This window comes from Salmonella sp. SAL04213, from assembly GCF_046550535.1.
GTDB classification, from domain to species: Bacteria; Pseudomonadota; Gammaproteobacteria; order Enterobacterales; family Enterobacteriaceae; genus Salmonella; species Salmonella enterica.
Genome location: NZ_JBGDXS010000003.1, coordinates 193,556 through 215,436, shown reverse-complemented (window position 1 = coordinate 215,436; position 21,881 = coordinate 193,556). Strand labels below are relative to the sequence as shown.

20 protein-coding genes are annotated in these 21,881 nt (G+C 53.4%); 10 read left to right on the top strand and 10 right to left on the bottom strand.

Translation table 11 applies throughout. The features are described 5' to 3' along the window. Window positions 1–14: 14 nt before the first annotated feature. The 4 genes from creD to creA are packed head-to-tail and all read right to left on the bottom strand — an operon-like array spanning window position 15 to window position 4,021. A complete protein-coding gene (gene creD / locus ACLJPQ_RS10495) occupies window positions 15–1,364 on the bottom strand; it encodes a cell envelope integrity protein CreD (RefSeq protein ID WP_000920382.1) in 1,350 nt (449 codons plus the stop codon). Between the two features lie 57 nt (window positions 1,365–1,421). Beyond that, a complete protein-coding gene (creC, locus tag ACLJPQ_RS10490) occupies window positions 1,422–2,846 on the bottom strand; it encodes a two-component system sensor histidine kinase CreC (protein ID WP_080185059.1) in 1,425 nt (474 codons plus the stop codon). Next, the gene (gene creB, locus ACLJPQ_RS10485) at window positions 2,846–3,535 is read right to left on the bottom strand and encodes a two-component system response regulator CreB (RefSeq protein ID WP_061383312.1); all 690 of its coding nucleotides are present in this window, start codon (window positions 3,533–3,535) and stop codon (window positions 2,846–2,848) included. Before creB ends, creC begins: the two co-directional genes overlap by 1 nt. A 12-nt stretch (window positions 3,536–3,547) precedes the next feature. After that, entirely contained in the window at window positions 3,548–4,021 is a 474-nt protein-coding gene (gene creA / locus ACLJPQ_RS10480) for a protein CreA (RefSeq protein ID WP_000875811.1), read from the bottom strand. A 211-nt stretch (window positions 4,022–4,232) separates the two neighbouring features. Between creA and robA the strand changes: the two genes are divergently transcribed. Beyond that, on the top strand, window positions 4,233–5,102 hold the full coding sequence (gene robA / locus ACLJPQ_RS10475; RefSeq protein ID WP_000371685.1) for an MDR efflux pump AcrAB transcriptional activator RobA: 870 nt from the start codon (window positions 4,233–4,235) through the stop codon (window positions 5,100–5,102). Here robA and gpmB read toward each other — a convergent pair. Beyond that, a complete protein-coding gene (gene gpmB / locus ACLJPQ_RS10470) occupies window positions 5,099–5,746 on the bottom strand; it encodes a 2,3-diphosphoglycerate-dependent phosphoglycerate mutase GpmB (RefSeq protein ID WP_000942363.1) in 648 nt (215 codons plus the stop codon). The two genes, robA and gpmB, sit on opposite strands and share 4 nt — an antisense overlap. Before the next feature lie 48 nt (window positions 5,747–5,794). Between gpmB and yjjX the strand changes: the two genes are divergently transcribed. Further along, entirely contained in the window at window positions 5,795–6,310 is a 516-nt protein-coding gene (yjjX, locus tag ACLJPQ_RS10465; RefSeq protein ID WP_000554311.1) for an inosine/xanthosine triphosphatase, read from the top strand. A gap of 101 nt (window positions 6,311–6,411) precedes the next feature. Here yjjX and trpR read toward each other — a convergent pair whose 3' ends face one another. Beyond that, window positions 6,412–6,738: a trp operon repressor gene (gene trpR, locus ACLJPQ_RS10460; protein WP_000192003.1), complete on the bottom strand. Its 327-nt coding sequence runs from the start codon at window positions 6,736–6,738 to the stop codon at window positions 6,412–6,414. A gap of 57 nt (window positions 6,739–6,795) precedes the next feature. Then, the gene (gene sltY, locus ACLJPQ_RS10455; RefSeq protein ID WP_155580949.1) at window positions 6,796–8,766 is read right to left on the bottom strand and encodes a murein transglycosylase; all 1,971 of its coding nucleotides are present in this window, start codon (window positions 8,764–8,766) and stop codon (window positions 6,796–6,798) included. Between the two features lie 175 nt (window positions 8,767–8,941). Between sltY and ettA the strand changes: the two genes are divergently transcribed. Further along, window positions 8,942–10,609, top strand: a complete 1,668-nt coding sequence (ettA, locus tag ACLJPQ_RS10450; RefSeq protein WP_000046770.1) for an energy-dependent translational throttle protein EttA — start codon at window positions 8,942–8,944, stop codon at window positions 10,607–10,609. Between the two features lie 117 nt (window positions 10,610–10,726). On the opposite strand, the gene nadR is transcribed toward ettA, so the two are convergent. The 3 genes from nadR to serB form a co-directional block, all read right to left on the bottom strand. After that, window positions 10,727–11,959, bottom strand: a complete 1,233-nt coding sequence (nadR, locus tag ACLJPQ_RS10445) for a multifunctional transcriptional regulator/nicotinamide-nucleotide adenylyltransferase/ribosylnicotinamide kinase NadR (RefSeq protein ID WP_001532645.1) — start codon at window positions 11,957–11,959, stop codon at window positions 10,727–10,729. 150 nt (window positions 11,960–12,109) lie between these two features. Then, window positions 12,110–13,492, bottom strand: coding sequence for a DNA repair protein RadA (radA, locus tag ACLJPQ_RS10440; protein WP_001029710.1), 1,383 nt, complete (start codon window positions 13,490–13,492; stop codon window positions 12,110–12,112). 83 nt (window positions 13,493–13,575) lie between these two features. Then, window positions 13,576–14,544: a phosphoserine phosphatase gene (gene serB, locus ACLJPQ_RS10435; protein WP_001132983.1), complete on the bottom strand. Its 969-nt coding sequence runs from the start codon at window positions 14,542–14,544 to the stop codon at window positions 13,576–13,578. Window positions 14,545–14,660: 116 nt separating this feature from the next. Here serB and ACLJPQ_RS10430 point away from each other — a divergent pair, with 116 nt between their 5' ends. The 7 genes from ACLJPQ_RS10430 to ACLJPQ_RS10400 all read left to right on the top strand — a co-directional run bounded on the left by ACLJPQ_RS10430 (window position 14,661) and on the right by ACLJPQ_RS10400 (window position 21,868). Beyond that, the gene (locus ACLJPQ_RS10430; protein WP_000090067.1) at window positions 14,661–15,305 is read left to right on the top strand and encodes a YtjB family periplasmic protein; all 645 of its coding nucleotides are present in this window, start codon (window positions 14,661–14,663) and stop codon (window positions 15,303–15,305) included. 33 nt (window positions 15,306–15,338) lie between these two features. Continuing rightward, complete coding sequence (gene lplA, locus ACLJPQ_RS10425) at window positions 15,339–16,355, top strand: lipoate--protein ligase LplA (RefSeq protein ID WP_080185057.1); 1,017 nt, start codon at window positions 15,339–15,341, stop codon at window positions 16,353–16,355. A 310-nt stretch (window positions 16,356–16,665) separates the two neighbouring features. After that, complete coding sequence (locus ACLJPQ_RS10420) at window positions 16,666–17,355, top strand: DUF1120 domain-containing protein (protein ID WP_000734712.1); 690 nt, start codon at window positions 16,666–16,668, stop codon at window positions 17,353–17,355. A gap of 47 nt (window positions 17,356–17,402) precedes the next feature. Continuing rightward, window positions 17,403–18,092 carry a DUF1120 domain-containing protein gene (locus ACLJPQ_RS10415; RefSeq protein WP_000722272.1) on the top strand — a complete coding sequence of 230 codons (690 nt, stop codon included), beginning with the start codon at window positions 17,403–17,405 and terminating at the stop codon, window positions 18,090–18,092. Window positions 18,093–18,169: 77 nt separating this feature from the next. Beyond that, on the top strand, window positions 18,170–18,877 hold the full coding sequence (stjC, locus tag ACLJPQ_RS10410; RefSeq protein WP_001112028.1) for a fimbrial biogenesis chaperone StjC: 708 nt from the start codon (window positions 18,170–18,172) through the stop codon (window positions 18,875–18,877). A gap of 13 nt (window positions 18,878–18,890) precedes the next feature. Beyond that, window positions 18,891–21,299 (top strand): fimbrial biogenesis outer membrane usher protein, encoded by a 2,409-nt coding sequence (locus ACLJPQ_RS10405; RefSeq protein WP_023138566.1) that lies wholly within the window; start codon window positions 18,891–18,893, stop codon window positions 21,297–21,299. Next, window positions 21,296–21,868, top strand: a complete 573-nt coding sequence (locus ACLJPQ_RS10400; RefSeq protein WP_000841607.1) for a membrane protein — start codon at window positions 21,296–21,298, stop codon at window positions 21,866–21,868. Before ACLJPQ_RS10405 ends, ACLJPQ_RS10400 begins: the two co-directional genes overlap by 4 nt. The last annotated feature ends 13 nt before the right edge of the window (window positions 21,869–21,881 follow it).

Here is a 21,881-nt window from a genome sequence, read left to right as displayed (position 1 = left end):
CGCGCCCGTTAGATTTATTTCCACAAACGTAATTCGTCATCTTTTACTGGCGGTAATGACTTACGTTGCTGACAAGAGAGCGAATACCAGTCCAGATGGCGCGTCAGGAACATCACGCCGCCAAGCGCCAGTAGCAGAACGCCGGTACCCAGAAGCAACGAGCTATCTTCCGAACGCAGCAATCCCCACATCACGCCATCCAGCGCCAATAACGCTAGCGTAAACAGCACGCTATTGCGCCATCCTTTCAGCACCGCCTGCAAATAAACGCTATTCATCAACGCGCCCACCAGGCTGGCGGCGATCCAGGCTGGCGTGAAACCGATATGTTCCGACAGTGCCAGCAACAGCAGGTAGAACATCACCAGCGATAACCCCACCAGCAGATACTGCATCGGGTGTAACCGCTGCCCCGTCAGGGTTTCGAAGACAAAGAAAGCCATAAACGTTAGCGTAATCAACAAAATGGCATATTTCGTCGCTCTGTCCGTCAGTTGATACTGATCGGCTGGCGTCGATACAGCGACGCTAAACGCCGGTAAGTTGTCCCAATCCACCTTTTGCGCATCAGCAAACTGTTCGCCGAGATTCGTGGCAAACCGGCTGGTTTGCCACTGGGCCTGAAATCCCGAACCGCTGATTGCGCGTTTACCGGGAAGAAAATCCCCCACAAAATTTGGGTGCGGCCAGTTGCTGGTCAGGGTCATTTCACTGCTACGCCCGACGGGAACCAGTGAAAAGCTGCCGGTTCCGCTTAAATTTAGCGACATCGCCAACGTCAGGTTGCGCGTCGCCCACTGACTGTCCGGCAGCGGGATATGAATGCCCTCTCTACTTTCCGGTAAGCCGGTCCCCGGTTCTACAGTGAGCGTTTCACCATTCACCTGCGGCGCTTTTACTGCGCTGATACCGCGCGCATCGCCGACGCCCACGACGATAAAGGGCTTTCCAAGGGTAATGTTCGGTCTGTTCAGCTCATGCAGACGGGCCACATCAAACTCCGCCTTTATCGCCATATCGGTATGCCACACCTGCCCCTGATAAATACCTATTTTTCGCGCTTCAACGTTTTGATTGCCTTCGACCAATAGCGACTCCGGCAACCAAAAATAGAGATAGCTGCGCTTATACTGGACCTCTTTCTCCTCTTCCAGCACGGTATAGAGCTCTGTCACCGGAACCGCCACCAGCGGGCCGACAACCTTTTGCGGGCCGCTGGTACTCTGACGAATAGCGGCTTCTACATGGCTTCGATAATCAGCACGTTCCACGATGGTGTGCCGTACCATCATCAGGGGAATTAACAGCAGGATCATGGCGCCGCCTAACGTAATCATTTTCCACAACAGGGGGGATTTCAACATAGCGTTCTCCTTTGCAATGCCAGCAGTGTAAGAACGCGATGTGGGGAGAATTTGAAGTTATGTGAAGTGACGGTGAAGTGTCAACGAGGCCAGCACGCCGCCTTCCGGGCGGTTGCACAACGTCACCTCACCGTTGAGGAGCCGCGCCGCCTCGCTGACAAACGCCAGTCCAAGCCCACTGCTTTTACGCCCGTTTTCACGGGGCAACGAATAGAATCGGTCGAAAATGCGCGGCAGCGCAAAATCAGGAATACCACAGCCGGAATCCGTCACCTGCAGGATCGCTTTCTCCCCCATCGGCTGAGCGCTTAATGTGATAACGCCATTTTCAGGCGTAAAGTCGATGGCATTGTCCAACACATTGCCCAGCGCCTGCGCCAGAAGCTCCGCGTCGGCGACGACAACCAGCGAGGAAGGCCGTAGAGTAAGGGTGATCTTTTTTGCCGCCAACTGAATACTGCGCGCCTCGCCAAGCTGCGTAAATAGCTCATCAACAGCAACCGGCGCGAGAGGGATATCCTGCCGGTTTTCCAGCCGCGCCTGGCGCAGCAGGGTCTCTACCAGCGCCTGCATTCGCGTATTTTGCGCCAGTATATTCTCTGTAAAGCGGGTAACCACATCCGCGGGCGGTCCTTCACGCAGAATCTCCGCCGCGCCGCGTATCGCCGCCAGCGGACTTTTCAGCTCATGAGTCAACGCATACACGTACTGCTCAATCTCATTCTTGCCTTCCAGCTTAATGCGCATACTCTCCAGCGCCTGCGCCAGTTTACGCAGCTCGCTGCTGCCTAATGCAGGTAACGCAAGCGGGCGGTTTTCGGTGACGGAATCCGCATAGCGCGTCAACCGGGCGATGGAGCGGTTAATCCACCAGACCATCCCCGCGCCAATCGCCAGCGCAATTCCCAGTAAAACGGCGCTGGCCCATAGAATGCGCCGTTCGCTGCGCTTAATCACCGGCGCCATTGCCGCATTCGGTTTGCCGACAGTCAGGACACCGATAATCCGTCCATCGCTGATTATCGGCGCGGCTACGTACATCACCGTGCTATTGGGATCGGCAGCATCTTTTGCCGTGCTGCGGGCGCCATACTGTCCGCGCAGCGTAAGCCAGACGTCATTCCAGCGAGAATAATCCTGCCCCACCGCTTTGTTTTCCGAATCAAACAATACCTTCCCCTGCGCATCCGTCATGTAGACATGGTATTCATTGCGCACTTTGACGATCCCGCTGATATTGGCGCGAAACGGGCGATGTTGCAGCTGGGCGAATGCTTTCGCCAACTGGCCGTCAGTCGGGTTGCCGGAGAGAAGATCGTCGCGGGCCAGCGCCGCCAGCAGCGTCGCGGTGTCAATCAGCGTCCCTTCCGTCGCGCGGCGGACGCCCGGCTTTATCTCCTGAACAAAGATAGACAGCACAAACACAGCGGCGACGGCGACAATAAGAAAGTAGCCCAGTAGCAAACGCATTCCGATGCGCATCAGACGCTCCTCAGGCTGTATCCCATTCCACGATGCGTGTTAATTGGCGAGAGATCCGGGTTGATCACGCGTAGCTTAGCGCGCAGGGTTTTGATGTGTGTATCGACCGTCCGATCGAAGGTCTCCTGGGCATCAGACCAGACAATATCCATCAATTGCTGACGCGAGTACACGCGCTCCGGCGACAGCAGCAGGGTTTTAAGAAGCAGAAACTCATAACGCGTCAGCGAGAGCGGCGTACCAAACCAGGCGATCTGCGCCGCCGGTTCATTGAGTTCAAAATGTCCGGTACGCACCACCGGCGACGGCGCAGCAAACTTTTTCACCCGGCGCAACAGCGTGCGCACGCGGGCGCTCACTTCGCGCGGCGAGAACGGCTTGGCGACATAATCATCTGCGCCGATCTCCAGACCAAGCAATCGATCCACTTCATCGCTACGGGCAGTCAGGAAAAGAATCGGCAGCGCAGGATGGCGTTCCAGCAACTGCCGACACAGCTCAAAGCCGCTGATATCCGGCAGTCCCACATCGAGAATCACCGCATCTGGCCGTTGCTGACGCGCTTTTTCCAGCGCGGGCAGCCCGCGAGCGAATAGCTCAACGGTAAACCCTTCCAGTTGCAGGGTGTAGATGAGCGTATCGGCGATTCCCTGTTCATCCTCGACTAACCAGACCTGCGGTTGCTGCATACTCTTTCCCTGTTATTGTCGCCACGGCATGACCGGCACCGCGCTGATGGCGTTCTTCGGCGACCCATCGACTACTTTGTCGGAGTAGGCCAGATACGCCAGCGTGTTGCGTTTCTCATCATAGAAACGCACGACCTGCAATGACTTAAATATCAATGAGGTGCGTTTTTTGAAAACCACCTCTCCCTGCGCCTTGCCGTTCTTAATTTTGTCGCTCAGTTCAATAGGCCCGACCTGCTGGCAAGAGATGGCGGCGTCAGACGTATCTTCCGCCAGCCCTAATCCGCCTTTTATGCCGCCCGTTTTCGCCCGGCTAACATAGCACGTCACGTTTTTGACATCAGGATCGTCAAAAGCTTCCACCACGATTTTATGGTCAGGACCGAACATTTTAAATACCGTATCGACTGAACCAATTTGTTCCGCACGGGCGCTCTGCCCCAGCAGCAACAAAATTGAGAAAAGTACTAAGCTCTTGTATTTCATATTGTTACCATTCATAAAAGTTACGTTGCGTAATTATTAGACATTCTAAAATAAAATGGTTATAGATCACAGGATTAGAATAATTACCTGTCACGTTGCCTAAAAAAAGCATTTAAGCTCAAAAAAAACACTGAATGCTAAAAGAACAAAAAATGCTATTATCCTCTTACCTGATATCGGGTGCTCGTTGTTGAAAGGATGGGGATATTTTATGGATCAGGCTGGCATAATTCGCGACCTGTTAATCTGGCTGGAAGGTCATCTGGATCAGCCGCTGTCACTTGACAATGTGGCGGCAAAAGCAGGCTATTCCAAGTGGCACCTGCAGAGAATGTTTAAGGACGTGACGGGCCACGCCATTGGCGCTTACATCCGCGCCCGTCGTTTATCGAAATCAGCAGTGGCGCTGCGTTTGACCGCGCGTCCAATTCTGGATATTGCTCTTCAGTACCGCTTCGATTCTCAGCAAACCTTTACGCGCGCCTTTAAGAAACAGTTTTCCCAGACGCCAGCGCTGTATCGTCGCTCCTCGGAATGGAGCGCCTTTGGCATTCGCCCGCCATTACGGCTGGGCGAGTTTACCGTGCCGGAACATCAGTTCGTTACGCTGGAAGATACGCCGCTCCTTGGCGTCACGCAGAGCTATTCCTGCTCGCTGGAACAGATTTCCGACTTCCGCCACGAAATGCGCGTGCAATTCTGGCATGATTTCCTCGGTCATTCGCCAACTATTCCGCCAGTGCTTTATGGGCTTAATGAAACGCGCCCCAGCATGGAGAAAGACGATGAGCAGGAAGTATTCTATACCACCGCACTGCCGCAAGAGCAGGCCGATGGCTATGTTCAGTCGGCGCATCCTGTGCTGTTGCAGGGCGGTGAATACGTCATGTTCACCTATGAAGGGTTAGGAACCGGCGTGCAGGATTTTATCCTGACCGTTTACGGCACCTGTATGCCAATGCTGAATCTGACCCGTCGTAAAGGACAGGATATAGAGCGATACTACCCGTCAGAAGATACCAAAACCGGCGATCGCCCTATCAACCTGCGCTGCGAATTTCTGATCCCGATTCGCCGTTAACGCTGTAGCTCATCCAATGCAGGGGCGTCCAGATGCGAAACGTCCCCTGCGGTTTCTACCACCCACCCAGACGCCAGCCACTGACTTTCCTGGTAATCGATGCGGGAAATAGAGCAGTTGCGCAAACGTAACCGGCGTTCCGCCCAGGCGGGTAGTCCCAGTATAGTACTGACCAGACAGCCCAACGCGATACCGTGACTGACCAATAAAGGTCGGCTGCCCTGCGGTAGCTCCAGACAGGACGCCAGCGCGGCATGAACGCGATCGCTCAACTCCTGCATCGATTCCCCACCGGGAATGCGGCCATCCTGCGTGCCGTTGACTAACTGACGACGCCAGCCCTCTTCTTCTTCCGTCAGCGAATCGATCTGGCGCTTTTCCAGCACGCCCATATCCAGCTCGCGCAGGCGGGAGTCAAAGGTGATATCACACCCGCACGCCTGGGCGATAATCTCCGCCGTGCGTTTTGTGCGGCCTAAATCGCTGCTGATGATATGGGTGATGCCGAGGCTGCGGGCGCGTTCTCCTACCTGCATGGCCTGCTGCTCGCCTTTTGCTGTCAGGGGACTGTCCGATTGGCCCTGAATACGTCGCTCGGCGTTCCACTGCGTTTCACCGTGGCGAACAAGGTATACCTGTAACATGTTTTTTTTCCGTTATACTGCGATAAATTTTTAAAACTGAGCTTAATTATGCACCAGGTTATCTCTGCGACCACCAATCCTGCCAAAATTCAGGCAATTCTACAGGCATTTGAAGAGATTTTCGGCGAAGGATCGTGCCATATTACGCCCGTCGCCGTCGAGAGCGGCGTACCGGAGCAGCCCTTCGGAAGCGAGGAAACGCGTGCTGGCGCACGAAATCGCGTGGATAATGCGCGACGCCTGCATCCACAAGCTGATTTCTGGGTAGCCATTGAAGCCGGAATTGACGATGACGCCACCTTCAGTTGGGTGGTGATTGATAACGGCGTTCAGCGCGGTGAAGCGCGATCGGCCACGCTGCCGCTGCCCGCCGTCATTCTCGACAGAGTCCGCCAGGGAGAAGCGCTTGGCCCGGTGATGTCGCAGTACACAGGTATTGACGAGATTGGTCGCAAAGAGGGCGCCATTGGCGTATTTACCGCCGGAAAATTAACGCGCTCCAGCGTTTACTACCAGGCGGTGATCCTGGCGTTAAGCCCGTTTCATAACGCGGTGTATCGATAATTATTTGCGCTATGTTGTAGGCCTGATAAGCACAGCGCCATCAGGCATTTCGCGGCGATGTTGCCGGATGGCCGCTTCGCCTTATCCGGCCTAGGAGCAAATCAGGCGTTTTTCAGCAGTACGTTCTCAAGCCAATGACGCAGTTCAACCGGCGCGGATTTCAGGCTGTTTGACCCGCGCGTGATGGTGGCGATGCCCGCCCCCAGCTCGGTTTTCAACTCGCGCTGGCTCATTTCGCCACGCAGCAACTCCTCAATAATGCGCACGCGCGTTCCCAGCGCTTCACGCTCGTCCGGCGTAAGCATCAGTTGTAATAAAGGCAGATGCAGATCCTCTGCATATGCCTGACGGAGTAACTCCACAAAACGAAGCCACTCCTGATTACGTTGTTCGGCGATAGCCGATGAATAAGGGGAATGCTGGGTCATGTTATACCGCCGTTTGTACTGTTACACGAGTACAAATGATAACATAACCCGTCTGCATTAATACCGTCGCTGCCACTCAGAGTCGCTCATTAAGGCCTCTTTCTGCCCCATAAAGTGGCGATAGTAAGCGTCATAGGCCAGAACGTTTTTCACGTAGCCGCGCGTTTCCGAAAAGGGAATGCTTTCGACAAACGCTACGGCATCGATACGCCCGGCGCTATTGCCAAGCCAGGTGCGCACGCGCCCCGGCCCGGCGTTATACGCCGCCGAGGCGAAAATGCGGTTATTGCCAAACTGCTGATAAACATACTGCAAATAGCTGGTGCCAATGTTGATGTTGGTCTCCGGCTCCAGCAGTTGACCGGGGCCGCGGTAGTCCGGAATCGAAAACATTTTCACCGTATGGGTGGCCGTGCCCGGCATAATCTGCATTAAGCCGCTGGCCCCTACCGGCGATTTTACTTTCGGGTTCCAGGCGCTCTCCTGGCGGGCAATCGCCATGGCATAGCTTTGTGAGATATCTTTTCCGCGGGTATAGCGGGTAAAAAGATCGTTATACGCCAGCGGGAAACGCTCCTCCAGATGATCCCACAGTTTTCCGGCGATCGTCGCCTGTACGCTCAGATCCCACCAGTGCTGGTTAAACGCATAGCGCGCCAGCTGCGCCTGTTCAGATTTACTACGGCTTTTTACCAGATTCGCCCATTCGCTGCGCGCCGTGTTATCCAGGTTCCAGTACATCAGCTCCCGTACACGCGCCATCTCAGGCCCCTGCGTCAACGCGCTGTTTACGTTGGCGGGCGCTTTATCGATTTTAAGCGTGTACTCTTCGCCTAAACGCTGCGCCGCGACCATCGGATAAAAACCGCGCTTCTGCATTAAAGCATGAAGGATCTCTTTCGCTTCGGCGTCACGACCGCGCTCCAGCAATAAATCCGCCTGCCAGTAACGCCACTCGTCTTTCTCTTTCGCCTCCATCGGCAGGCGGGCAAGCCAGGTATTGAGACCGCGACGATCGCCCATCCCCAGCGCCATACGCACGCGCCGCTCGATAAGCGACGTCGATTGCGAGCGCATAATCGCGTCATCGCGCCATTTCGCCTGCGCATCGGTCACATCGTTGCCCATCAGTCGCCAGGCAACGATATCGCGCAGCGCCTGCGTTTGTTCCTCATTAAGTTTCTGCGCCTGTACCAGCGAGGGGATCATCAGACGCGCATTTTCCGCGTCCTGGCGGGCGACGCTGGCAAACGCGACTTCCGCCATCTGGCGGGTAAAATCGGTGGCGCCGGTGGTGCGTGCGAAGGTCAACACGTTATTAGGGTCATTAGCGAGGGTAATGATCGCTGAGGCGATCGTTTGATATTCCGCCGGCATCTGTCCGGCCAGCACCGTAACCAACCCCGTATTCCCGGCTTTCATCGCCAGCCGAATACGTTCCAGATACGCCAGCGGGTCTTGCTTGCCGGAGGCCCGCCAAACGCTGAAAAGTTTATCGCAGGCATTCGGCTGACTTTTGCCGGTCAGCCAAAGGTCTTTCGCGCCCTGCCAGGCCGCTTCCGTTTGCCCGGTACTCCATTTCGCGTAGTAATAGTTACATTGCGCTTCCGTGGTGCCGGGTTTCTCCGGGCTAAACGCCAGCAAGCCGCGCCAGTCTTCACGACGCGCCAGCTCATTGACGAAGCGTGATTGCAGCGTACGCGCAGGCGGAAGCGTAGGATTGGCGCGCACAAACTGCGTGACGGCAATCGCCGGTTGGTTCATCAAATCGTCGGTGATCTTACGGTATTCCAGATACGGGTAGAGCGGATAATCTTTCAGACCCGGCATCATCTGCTCTACCACATCCATCTGGCGGTTGTCCCAGGCCTGCTTAATCTGCGCATAGCGGTTACGCTGCTCTTCCAGTGAGTCGGCCCGCGCGAGGTGACAAAAGGTCAGCAGGCATACGCTGGCGGCGACGAGACGCCAGACAAATGGTTTGGCTCTATCCACAAGCACTTCCTCAATTGTTATCCAATGCAGCATCATGCCGCGTAATGAATTTATGCTAACCAGTCATAGCCATTTGCGCCACGTTACGGACACTTTTTTACTTTTATTGCGAGTGCGATCTGCTGGCTGGGCTTAGGCAGGGAAAAAGGCTACACTTCGCCTTTGAAATCTATTCACCATCACGATAAACATAGAGGCGAAGTCCAACGTGGCTCAATTCGTTTATACCATGCATCGTGTCGGCAAAGTGGTTCCGCCGAAACGTCATATTCTGAAAAACATCTCGCTGAGCTTCTTCCCTGGCGCCAAAATCGGCGTGCTGGGCCTTAACGGCGCCGGTAAGTCTACCCTGCTGCGCATCATGGCGGGTCTCGATAAAGATATCGAGGGTGAAGCGCGCCCGCAGCCCGGCATTAAGATTGGCTACCTGCCGCAGGAACCTCAGCTAAACCCGGAACATACGGTACGCGAGTCGATTGAAGAGGCCGTTTCGGAAGTGGTTAACGCCCTCAAACGTCTGGATGAAGTGTACGCGCTGTATGCCGATCCGGATGCCGACTTCGACAAGCTGGCGGCAGAGCAAGGCCGGCTTGAAGAGATTATCCAGGCGCACGACGGTCATAACCTGAACGTGCAACTTGAGCGCGCAGCTGACGCTCTGCGTCTGCCGGACTGGGATGCCAAAGTCGAAAAACTGTCCGGCGGCGAGCGCCGTCGCGTGGCGCTGTGCCGTCTGTTGCTGGAAAAGCCGGATATGCTGCTGCTCGACGAACCCACCAACCACCTGGATGCCGAATCTGTTGCGTGGCTGGAACGTTTCCTGCACGACTTCGAAGGCACCGTCGTGGCGATTACCCACGACCGTTACTTCCTCGATAACGTCGCCGGTTGGATTCTGGAACTTGACCGCGGCGAAGGTATTCCGTGGGAAGGCAACTACTCCTCCTGGCTGGAGCAGAAAGATCAGCGTCTGGCGCAGGAAGCGTCTGCCGAAGCAGCGCGCCGTAAATCCATTGAGAAAGAGCTGGAGTGGGTGCGTCAGGGCGCGAAAGGCCGTCAGTCGAAAGGTAAGGCGCGTCTGGCTCGCTTTGAAGAACTGAACAGCGTTGAGTATCAGAAACGTAACGAAACCAACGAACTGTTTATTCCACCAGGACCGCGTCTGGGCGACAAAGTCATTGAAGTCAGCAACCTGCGTAAATCCTACGGCGACCGCGTACTGATCGATGACCTGAGTTTCTCGGTGCCGAAAGGCGCTATCGTCGGGATCATCGGGCCAAACGGCGCGGGTAAATCGACCCTGTTCCGCATGATGTCCGGTCAGGAGCAGCCTGATAGCGGCACCATTACGCTGGGTGAAACCGTCAAGCTGGCCTCGGTCGATCAGTTCCGCGACGCGATGGACAACAGCAAAACCGTCTGGGAAGAAGTGTCCGGCGGGCTGGATATCATGAAGATCGGCAACACTGAAATGCCAAGCCGCGCCTATGTAGGCCGCTTCAACTTCAAAGGCGTCGATCAGGGCAAACGCGTTGGCGAACTGTCCGGCGGTGAGCGCGGTCGTTTGCATCTGGCGAAGCTGCTGCAGGTGGGCGGCAACGTCCTGCTGCTCGACGAACCGACGAACGACCTGGATATCGAAACCCTGCGCGCGCTGGAAAACGCCCTGCTGGAGTTCCCTGGCTGCGCGATGGTTATCTCGCACGACCGTTGGTTCCTTGACCGTATCGCCACCCACATCCTGGATTATCAGGATGAAGGTAAGGTGGAATTCTTCGAAGGCAACTTTACCGAATACGAAGAGTACAAGAAACGCACGCTGGGCGCCGAGGCGCTGGAGCCGAAGCGTATCAAGTACAAGCGTATTGCCAAATAAATGTCTGAATGCCGGGTGGCGCTTGCGCTTACCCGGCCTACAAACCCAGCGATTCCAGTACGTTGTGAAACTGTAGGCCTGATAAGACGCGGTAAGCGTCGCATCAGGCATGGGTTCTTATCCCTGCTCGCCCATCATCTCTTTCACCAGTTCCACACAGCGCAAAAAGCGGCCATCGTAATCAGCCTCTTTAACGTGAACGAACTCAATGTTGTTTTCTTTCAGCATCTCGACCAGCAGGTTCTGGAACGCTTTGCGATCCACTGAACTGCCCAGGCTTCGCAGTCCGTCAGCTATCCACGGCGTATTATTCTCCAGCAAAATCACCAGGTCGAAGCGATACTCGTCGATCAGCGCCTGGACAAACGGATGCTCGCGCCCTTCGTATTTTTTGCAAAATGCCTGGGTGGTGACGAAATCGGTATCGATAAACGCCACTTTATTCGCATATTTCACTGCAAAATCAATATATTGCGCATGACCCAGCGCAATTTTATCGTAGTCGGAATACTGTAACGCCATCTCATCGCCGCCCAGATGCGAAAAGACATAGTCGCGGCCATATTCCCAGGCGCTGGTGGTATTAAAAATATTGGCGAGCTTATTGACCAGCGTAGACTTGCCGCTTGATTCCCCGCCCAGAATCGCGACGGTACGCACGAAAAACGGCTTCACTTCGGTAGGAATATATTCCCAGTAACGAAACGGATTTTCGCGGATTTGCGCCCCGCTGATATTCATAAACGTGCGTTCAGGATCGACCAGCACCGTCTCAATCCCTAAATGCTCAAGATACTGCGGCGCATCAGCCTCTTCGGAAGTGTAGATCCAGCTCGGCTGTATTCCCTTCTCTGCCATAAACGCTTTAATGCCGTTGCTCCAGACGTCCCAGCCATGCGGATAAGGCTCCATCCCCTCTTCATTAAAGGCGTGGATGCGAATATTTTTTTGGTATTTGAAGGTTTGCAATAACCAGCGCAGGCGATCCGACACGGTGGGCTGCTGCGACATGGCGCTATCCTCAAACAGCCCGCGGTCGCGCGTATCGTCATATCCCATAATGATGTGCAACTCATCCACCTGGCTACAGGCGCGCTGGATCAAGTAGATGTGTCCGGTATGCAATGGATAAAATTTACCGAACACCACGCCAATGTTTTTCTGTCGGCGGGGAAACTCCAGCCCGAGAAAACGGTGTAGCGCCTCCAGTTTTTGCGCGCTGGGGCTTTTGATTTTGGCGTTAAGTAACTGACTCAGATACCCCTTGGTCATACCGCTGGCGTCAGCCACCTGTTGCAGAGTGCAACCTTGCTGCTTAATCGCGGTTTTGAGATAGTCGAACGATGACACAAGAGCCTCCTGCTGGAAAAATCGCATAACACTGCCTGACGGCGCTTCGCTTATCAGGCCTACAACATCAATCCGTATCAATCCGTAGGCCGGATAAGACGCATTGCATCGCCATCCGGCAAATTATACAACATCACTACATACAGAGAATTATAAGTCGTCAAACACGCTTAACGCATCTGCGAGCTTTTTAACACCGAACACCTGCATTCCTTCCGGCGGCTTTTTCGGTACGTTGGCGGCAGGCACAATCGCCCGACGAAAACCGTGTTTCGCCGCCTCGGAAATACGCTCCTGCCCGCTCGGCACCGGACGAATCTCGCCTGCCAGCCCCACTTCGCCAAACACCACCAGATCCTGCGGCAACGGCCTGTCACGCAGGCTGGAGACCATCGCCAGCAGTAAAGCCAGATCCGCGCTGGTTTCGGTGACTTTCACGCCGCCGACCACGTTGACGAAGACGTCCTGATCCGACATTTGCAGACCGCCGTGTCGATGCAGCACCGCCAGCAGGATTGCCAGACGGTTTTGTTCCAGACCGACCGCCACGCGTCTGGGGTTCGCCATCATCGAGTGATCGACCAGCGCCTGAATCTCCACCAGCAACGGTCGCGTACCTTCCCAGACGACCATCACTGAACTGCCGGAAGTGACCTCATCGCCACGGCTTAAAAAGATGGCGGACGGATTGCTCACTTCGCGCAACCCCTGTTCGGTCATGGCGAAGACGCCCAGCTCATTGACTGCGCCAAAGCGGTTTTTGTGGCTGCGCAGCGTGCGGAAACGAGAATCGGCGTCGCCGTCGAGCAATACTGAGCAATCGATACAGTGTTCCAGCACTTTCGGCCCCGCCAGCGACCCGTCTTTGGTGACGTGGCCGACCATCACGATCGCCACGCCGCGCGTTTTGGCGAAGCGCGTCAGGTAGGCTGCCGTTTCGCGGACCTGGGCGACGCTGCCTGGCGACGACTGAATGTCCGCCATATGCATCACCTGTATGGAGTCGATCACCATCAGTTTCGGCTGTTCTTCTTCGGCAATCAGGCAAATTTGTTCGATGCTGGTTTCCGACAGCATATTCAGATTAGCGGTCGGCAGGCCGAGACGGTGCGCACGCATCGCCACCTGCTGTAGCGACTCTTCGCCGGTGACGTACAGTGTTTTCATCTGCTCGGCGAGCTTGCACAGCGTTTGTAGCAGCAACGTTGATTTGCCCGCGCCGGGATTACCGCCAATCAAAATGGCGCTGCCGGGTACCACCCCGCCGCCCAGCACGCGGTCAAACTCTTTAAAACCGGTAGAAAAGCGCGGCAGTTCCTCAAGACTGATGTCAGACAGTTTCTGCACTTTTGATACGCCCGCACTGCCGGCGTATCCGCTCAGACGTTCGTTACGCGCCACCGTCGGCGATGCGGCAAGGCGCACCTCGGTAATGGTGTTCCAGGCATGGCAGGCGCTGCATTGCCCCTGCCAGCGCGGGTAATCGGCCCCGCATTCATTACAAACAAAGGCGCGTTTGGGAGCTTTTGCCACGTTTTACCTCTTTCGTTAACGCTGTTGCCGGATGGCGCTGACGCTTATCCGGCCTACGGTCGCCTTGCCATTGGGCAGGTTAATCATTTCTGGTTCATGCTGCCGGAGAGAATGCAAAACACGCCCATCAGGTCAGCGTGGCGGATCGTAATCTCCGTCTTTTCGTTTACTTTTGGCTTGGCATGGAAGGCAATACCTAACCCTGCCGCTTTGATCATGGGCAGATCGTTAGCGCCGTCGCCAATCGCCACCGTCTGCGCCAGCGGGATGTCATGCTCTTGCGCCAGACGAAGCAAGGTATTGGCTTTATACTCAGCATCCACAATATCGCCGATAACGTGGCCGGTAAATTTACCGTCCATGATCTCCAGCTCATTGGCGACCGCCGCCGTCAGGCGTAGCTGGTCACGCAGATAGTCGGCGAAGAAAGTGAAGCCGCCGGAGGCGATAGCGATTTTCCAGCCAAGCGCTTCCAGTTTTAGCACCAGCTGCGTTAATCCTGGCATTAGCGGCAGATTCCCGCGCACCTGGCGCAAAATATCGGCATCCGCGCCTTTCAGCGTCGCCACGCGGCTGCGCAGGCTGGCGGTAAAATCAAGCTCGCCGCGCATCGCGCGCTCCGTCACTTCAGCCACCTTCTCACCGGTACCGGCCAGCTTCGCGATTTCATCGATACACTCAATCTGGATCGCCGTGGAATCCATATCCATGACCAGCAGCCCCGGTGTGCGCAGATGCGGAATTTTACCCAGCGGCGCGACATCCAGCTGCGCCTCATGCGCCAGCCGCGTCGCACGCGGCGTCAGCGACCCCGCCAGACGAATGACCTGATAATCCTCCACGCACCAGGCGGCGACAATCACCATTGCGGCGCCCAGTTTGGTCTGATATTGAGTTAAACGCTGCTTATCCAGCCCGCGCCCATACAACAGCCAACCGCTGCGGCCTGCATGGTAATCCAGAGGCATCACCTCGTCGCCGCTTAAAGAAAGAGGCAAACCAGGCCATAAAGAGACATCTTCAGGCAGATCGCACCAGGTAATGTTAGGCATTAAAGCTCCTGTAAATCGTTCAGGCCGGTAACCGCCCCGCGGAAAATAACGCATGAGGCTACCTTGTAACCATCGCTTCTGGCAACATTAAGCCTCAAATTTTCAGCAGGTGGAATATGGCTCGCGCAAAACTGAAATTTCGGCTGCATCGTGCAGTCATTGTATTGTTCTGTCTCACACTGCTCGTCGCGCTCATGCAGGGCGCGTCCTGGTTTAGTCAAAACCACCAGCGACAGCGCAATCCGCAGCTGGAAGAGCTGGCCCGCACGCTGGCGCGCCAGGTGACGCTCAACATCGCCCCGCTGATGCGCAGCGAAACACCGGATGAAAATCGCATCAACGCCGTGCTGCGTCAGCTCACGCAAGAGAGCCGTATTCTGGATGCCGGCGTCTATGATGAACAGGGCGATCTTATTACTCGCGCTGGCGAAAGCGTCAATGTGCGCGACAGGCTGGCGCTGGATGGCAAAAAAGCGGGCAGCTATTTTAACCAACAAATTGTCGAGCCTATCCAGGGGAAAAACGGCCCATTGGGCTACCTGCGTCTGACGCTGGATACCCACACGCTGGCCACCGAAGCAAAGCAGGTCGATAACACCACCAACATTCTACGTCTGATGCTGCTACTCTCGCTGGCGATAGGCGTGGTGCTGACGCGCACCTTGCTACAAGGTAAACGCACCCGCTGGCAGCAGTCGCCCTTCCTGTTAACGGCCAGCAAGCCTGTTCCGGAAGAGGAAGAGCGTGAGGAAAAAGAGTAAAATGACGGCTTAATAAAGGTAAGGAAAACCACCATGACAACATTACGCCTGCTTATTTCTGACTCTTACCATCCCTGGTTTAACCTGGCGGTCGAGGAGTGCATTTTCCGCCAGATGCCCGCCACCCAGCGCGTGCTGTTCCTGTGGCGCAACGCGGATACGGTGGTGATTGGACGCGCGCAAAACCCGTGGAAAGAGTGTAATACGCGGCGTATGGAAGAAGATAACGTCCGTCTGGCCCGCCGTAGCAGCGGCGGCGGCGCGGTATTCCATGACCTCGGTAATACCTGCTTTACCTTTATGGCCGGTAAACCGGAATACGATAAAACTATCTCCACCCATATTGTGCTCGCGGCGCTGAATTCGCTGGGGGTCATGGCCGATGCTTCGGGACGCAACGATCTGGTCGTAAAAACGCCGGACGGCGATCGCAAAGTCTCCGGTTCAGCCTATCGCGAAACCAAAGATCGCGGTTTCCATCACGGCACGCTGCTGTTGAACGCCGACCTCAGCCGCCTGGCGAACTATCTGAATCCCGATAAAAAGAAACTTGCGGCGAAAGGGATTACCTCCGTTCGCTCCCGCGTGACCAATCTTACCGAGCTAATACCGGGTATCACCCATGAACAGGTCTGCCAGGCGGTCACTGAAGCCTTTTTCGCCCATTACGGCGAACGCGTCGACGCGGAAGTGATTTCACCGGATAAAACGCCGGATCTGCCGAATTTTGCCGAAACCTTTGCGCGCCAGAGCAGTTGGGAGTGGAATTTCGGCCAGGCACCGGCGTTCAGCCATCTACTGGACGAACGTTTCACCTGGGGCGGCGTCGAGCTGCATTTTGACGTCGAGAAAGGTGTGATTACCCGCGCACAGGTGTTTACCGATAGCCTGAACCCGGCACCGCTGGAAGCGCTGGCCGAGCGGCTGCAAGGGTGCTTGTACCGCGCGGATATGCTGCAACAGGCGTGCGAAGCGCTACTGGTTGATTTCCCGGAGCAGGAAAAAGAACTGCGGGAATTATCGGCGTGGATTGCCAGAGCAGTGCGCTAAATGAATAATATCAGAGAGATGAATGTGTCTCTGATATTATTTAAACATAACAACATATTCTGAAAAATGAGTGAATAGCACAAATAGTTAAAACACACTCACCAACTACTATAATCTTTAAAATTAATATTATTTCCCCGCACTTCATAAACCCAGCGAATTATAAACCATTTATCATCACCAATGATGATTAAAGTTTTTCTTAAGCAAGATTTAATTTTATTAAATTTACAACCTATCATTCTCTTCATAGAATCCCGGCGCGCATTACATGTTCTTTGGAAATATACTTAATCGTTAGGGATTACTGATGAAAAAATTATTAATAGCGACCTCTGTCGTAATAGGATTATCAACTTCAGCGCAAGCGGTTGAATCCACTGCTGTATTAAAACTGACTGGCGTTTTAACCAACGGCGCATGTATACCAGAGTTAAGTGATGGTGGAGTTGTAGATTTCGGTACTAAGGCCGTTAGCGATCTGCTGCCAACTGAGACGAATCAACTGGGATACAAAGATATAACACTCACGATTCAGTGTCTTGCACCGGCAAAAGTTGGCTGGACCGCTACCGATAATCATGCCGATTCGGTAACATCATTGACTATCGATGACGCAACATTTAGACATCAGAACAATAGAATACCAAACTATCAGCTAGGTCTGGGTAAAACAGCAGGTGGTATCAACATTGGTTCATTCGGCCTCTCTATGGACTTGAATAATGCGACCGCCGATGGCATTCAGACGAAAATGGTAGCGTCAAGTAGTAATAATCCAGATTTGTGGGCTATCACAGGAAACGAATTCGTTGCGCTTACAAATACATTTCCAAATATCACAACATATAGTGTCGGCGATGAAAATGGCCCCGCCGCTTTTACCATTGCAACATTTCCTATACGCGTAGCTGCCGCTATACAGGGAACGGACACACTGGCTATTACCGATAACACCACGCTTGATGGTCAGGCGACCTTTACACTCGTATATCTGTAACTCCAGCATTCACATGGAATATTCAACACCTCTTTAATGGAACTATAATGAAAAAAATTTTGCTTATTACTGCAATTGCAGCAGCCTTTGCTACAACCAGCGTGAATGCTGACACCACCGCCGTATTAAAAGTCACCGGTCAACTGATTGTTGGCGGTTGTACCCCAGAACTCAGCGACGGCGGCGTGGTTGATTACGGTACTATCCGCCTCGCCACACTTTCCGCAACCGATGTAAACCAACTGGGCACTAAAGATGTCTCTCTGAGTATCTCTTGTCCGTCTGCAACCAAAGCAGCCTGGACTATTACCGATGACCGTGCGGACACCCACCCAGGCGCATCCGTTATCTCCATAGCCAATGGCAATATGACTAATGGTATAGTATCTGATACCACAATGTCCTACGGCGTTGGCAAAACAACCGAAGGTGTAAAAATCGGCGCGTTCTCTATTTACACCGATACCGCGAACGTTACCGCTGATGGTGTAAAATCTGACGCTATCTCAGGAACCGTTGATAGCCCAGTCTGGCAGAAGTCCACCACCGGGATTATCAAAAACGGCAATATGGAAATGTTTACCGTTGCTACAAAAGGCACCACCGAACCGGTTCCGTATACTCTTGCCATTTTCCCGCTGAAAACCTCACTGGCCATTCAGGATACTGCAACGCTGGCCATTACTGATGATACTGTTCTGGATGGTCAGGCAACCATCACGCTTAAATATCTCTGATCCAGACCGTATAAAAAGGTTATTGATCTGTCTCCCTTATTATGGGGAGACAGATCAAAATTAAAGGACTAATTCTGATGCCAGCAGTGACTAAACTTCCATTATTATTACTCAGCGTCCCCTTTGTTTTTTCAGCACTCTTTTCACAGGCTAACGCTGCCGGCATGGTACCGGAAACTACGCTACTGGTGATTGAAGAATCCACACACAGCGGCGTAATGAATGTTAAAAACACCGACAGCAATCCGGCTTTGTTATATACCACCGTCGTTGATTTACCTGACGACAATGGTGTGAAACTGGATGTCACTCAACCGGTTGTTCGCGTTGAAGCAGGCCAGCAGCAGCAACTACGCTTTATTATGGAAAGCACGGAACCGCTCACCGTCGAGCACTATAAACGCGTCACGTTTGAAGGTATTCCTCCGAAATCTACCAATAAGGGAATGAAAATAGGTTTTAATCTACGCCAGGATTTGCCGGTATTAATTCGTCCTAAAAATCTACCGGTCGTTACTGATGCCTGGAAATTATTAACCTGGTCCAGAAACGGACAAACAATCAACGTCAAAAATCCGTCTCCCTACGTTGTACGTTTAGCCCAAAATATTACCTTCTTACCTTCCGGGGGCGAAGGCACGATTAAAAAAACCTATATTCTGCCCGGCGAAACATTGAACGTCAGTATAAAAACGCCCCTTGCTGCTGATACATCCGTACGTTTTTACCCTGCCAGCCGTTACGGCATTGAAGTCCCCAGCTTTACCTCACCGCTGGTGCCGTGATGAGAGCTAGCACGTGAAGTATTTAAAACTGCCGCTATACATCAAAACTGCGCTTTATTGCTCACTGGCGACCACGACGTTTTCGGCTCTGGCGGAGGAGCTGAATTTTGACATGGGTATTCTCACCTCCAGAGGCATTAGCCCCAACGTGGCACAATATTTTTCCCGTGCGCCGCGTTTTCTACCAGGCAGCCACACCGTCATGGTAAAGATCAATGGCGTAAATAGAGGGTCGTTGGTCGCGCGTTTCGACACAGAAGGCCAACTTTGCGTGGATGACGATTTCCTCAGCGCCAGCGGGCTCGTACCGCTTAATATCAGCGCCAAAGAAACCTGCCATAGCCTACAAGAAGATTATCCCTCAGCGATTATTACCCCACTGCCAAACAGTGAATCGCTGGAGCTTTTTGTTCCGGCGCAGGCTCTGGATAATAACTTACTCTCGCTAAACAACGTGATTAAAGGCGGCACCGCCGGGTTATTTAACTATAACCTGTACGCCAGTCGCAGCGAGTCATCCGGTAGCGATAGCCGAAACTATGCCCAGGCAAACCTTGAAGCTGGCTTAAACTTCGCGGAATGGACGCTGCGCAGCCGCTACATGCTGACGAATAATGATGGAGAATACCGTACCGATAGTCTATATACCTATGCGGAGCACGTATTTCAGGCACAAAAAATGCGTGCGCAAGTTGGGCAGATCAACGTCAACTCCAGTCTATTCAGTGGCGCGCCGATCAACGGCGTACAGCTTATCCCTGAACAAGGGCTGGCACAGGATACACAAGGCGTAACCATTAACGGTATTGCCCGAACCCATCAGGCTCGCGTTGAAGTTCGTCAGTCCGGACAGATTATTTATACCGCACCAGTGAACGCTGGGGCATTTACCCTTGAAAATGTCCCCATCATACGCAGCAATACCGACCTTAACGTCAGCGTCGTTGAAACCGATGGCTCAACGACAACCTTCACGGTGCCGGCAGTATCTTTTAATTTACGCGAACTCACGCCCGCAGGCTTGACAATGTCCATAGGGCGCGTACGTGATACCACCAGCGACTATTCTCTCCCCTGGATCTATAACATCAGCGATGGTTGGAAACTGAGTGAAAACTGGCTGGCGCAGGCGTCTGGCGTACTGGCACAAGACTATCAAGCGGCAGGAGGTATGCTGCAATGGCTTCCAACCAACAAATGGACGTTTTCCGGCTCAATGCTGGGCAGTAAAGCGTCCTTCGGCGAATCTCTGCAGGGTGCGAAAAGTGAGCTACGCGCCAGCATGGCGCTGCCCGGGGAAATTAGACTTGACGTCAGCACCGCCCGCTACAGCGACGGATATCGTGAGTTAACGGATGCGCTCAATAAAGATGCTTACGAATACCAAAGTAGCTCCAGTGCTAATATCGCCTGGAACCATAATCTGTTAGGTACCTTCTCTCTGGGTTATTACACTTATCAGGCTACGGATAATGACAACGACTCTCGCAGTATAATGGCTTCCTGGGGCAAAACATTTAAATATGCCTCAATTACCGCTAACTGGCAGCACGCTGTTAATCAGGATGATGCGAATCATAACGGCAGTAATGATGATGATATGTTTTACATCAACATCAGCATTCCACTCGGTGAGCAGCGCGTCGGCGCTTATATGCGTAATCAAGGTGATAAAACAACCTACGGGCTACAAAATAATGGTTCGCTGAGTAAAGATACCCATTACTATATTTCTGCGGATCGTGATGCAAAAAACCAGCAAAATAGCTTCAACGGTAATCTCAATAGCAATCTCCATTACACTCAACTCAGCGTGGGCGGCGGCACTGATGGCGATAATTACCGCAACTATAACGCAACCTTCAGCGGAGGCATCGCTGCACACGAACATGGCATAACGTTCTCGCCTTACACCATCAAAAATACCTTTGCTATCGCACGCCTGAGCGAACCAGAAAGCGGCATTGAAATCGCCACGCCACAGGGGCGAATCTGGACTGACCGCTGGGGGCAGGCCGTCATTCCGGGGCTAACTGAATGGCGGAAATCCCGCGTAGAGGTTAATGCGAATACGCTACCAAAGAGCATGGAACTGGCAAACGGTATTAAGAATATTACCGTCGCGCACAGCGCTTTTCGGGTACTGGATTTCAACGTGCTGAATACACGCCGTGTGATGCTGACAGTAAAGCGTCCGGACGGCTCATGGCTACCTAAAGGCACCAGCATTGTAGATGAAAAAAATAACTATTTGGTCAGCGCTGTCGACAGCGGACGCGTATTTATCACCGATGTTGGGGATAATCCTGCGTTATATGCCGCTGATGATGATATGAATCGTCTGTGTCGCATCCACTACACGCTGCAGAAAACCCAGGATAAAGAGGCATTTTATGAAACGGCAAAGGGAGTCTGTCAATGAAATCCAACAGCAAATGGTTGGGGATTGCTATATGTTGTCTCTTCACCGCACTACTCCCTCCATCAGCCCGGGCCGACGATGACTGCCAAATAACGTTCTCTTCACCAAACGTCAGCTTTGGCTGGCTTAAGCAAGATGATATCGTCAATTCTCAGCAAGGCTGGAATCAAATGTCTTCACAGGAGGTTCACGTTAGTGTGAGTTGCCCAGAAAGCCAGAATATTGCTCTTTTTGTGCAAGCCTCAGCGGGGGAAAAGGGACGATTTTATTTTGGAAATAACGGTGGTCTCGCCGTACGTGTTAGTCAGATGATAGTAGATGGTAAAAGTTATCCTATTGCCAGCACCCTTGATAGAGTGAGCTTTGCTCCCAATGACAGTGCCCTGGATAGTCTGTTGCTACATAATAACAACGGTATCATCGCGATGGATAATAACCAGCAGGTCAGTGGGAAAATGATGAACGTCACGCTGACATTAACACCTGTCTTGAACGATAATCAATTTACGCATGCTACCGATACGGTCATGCTAGAAAGCAATTTACAGTGGGAAGTGCTGACGAAATAAACGATGAAGGGGG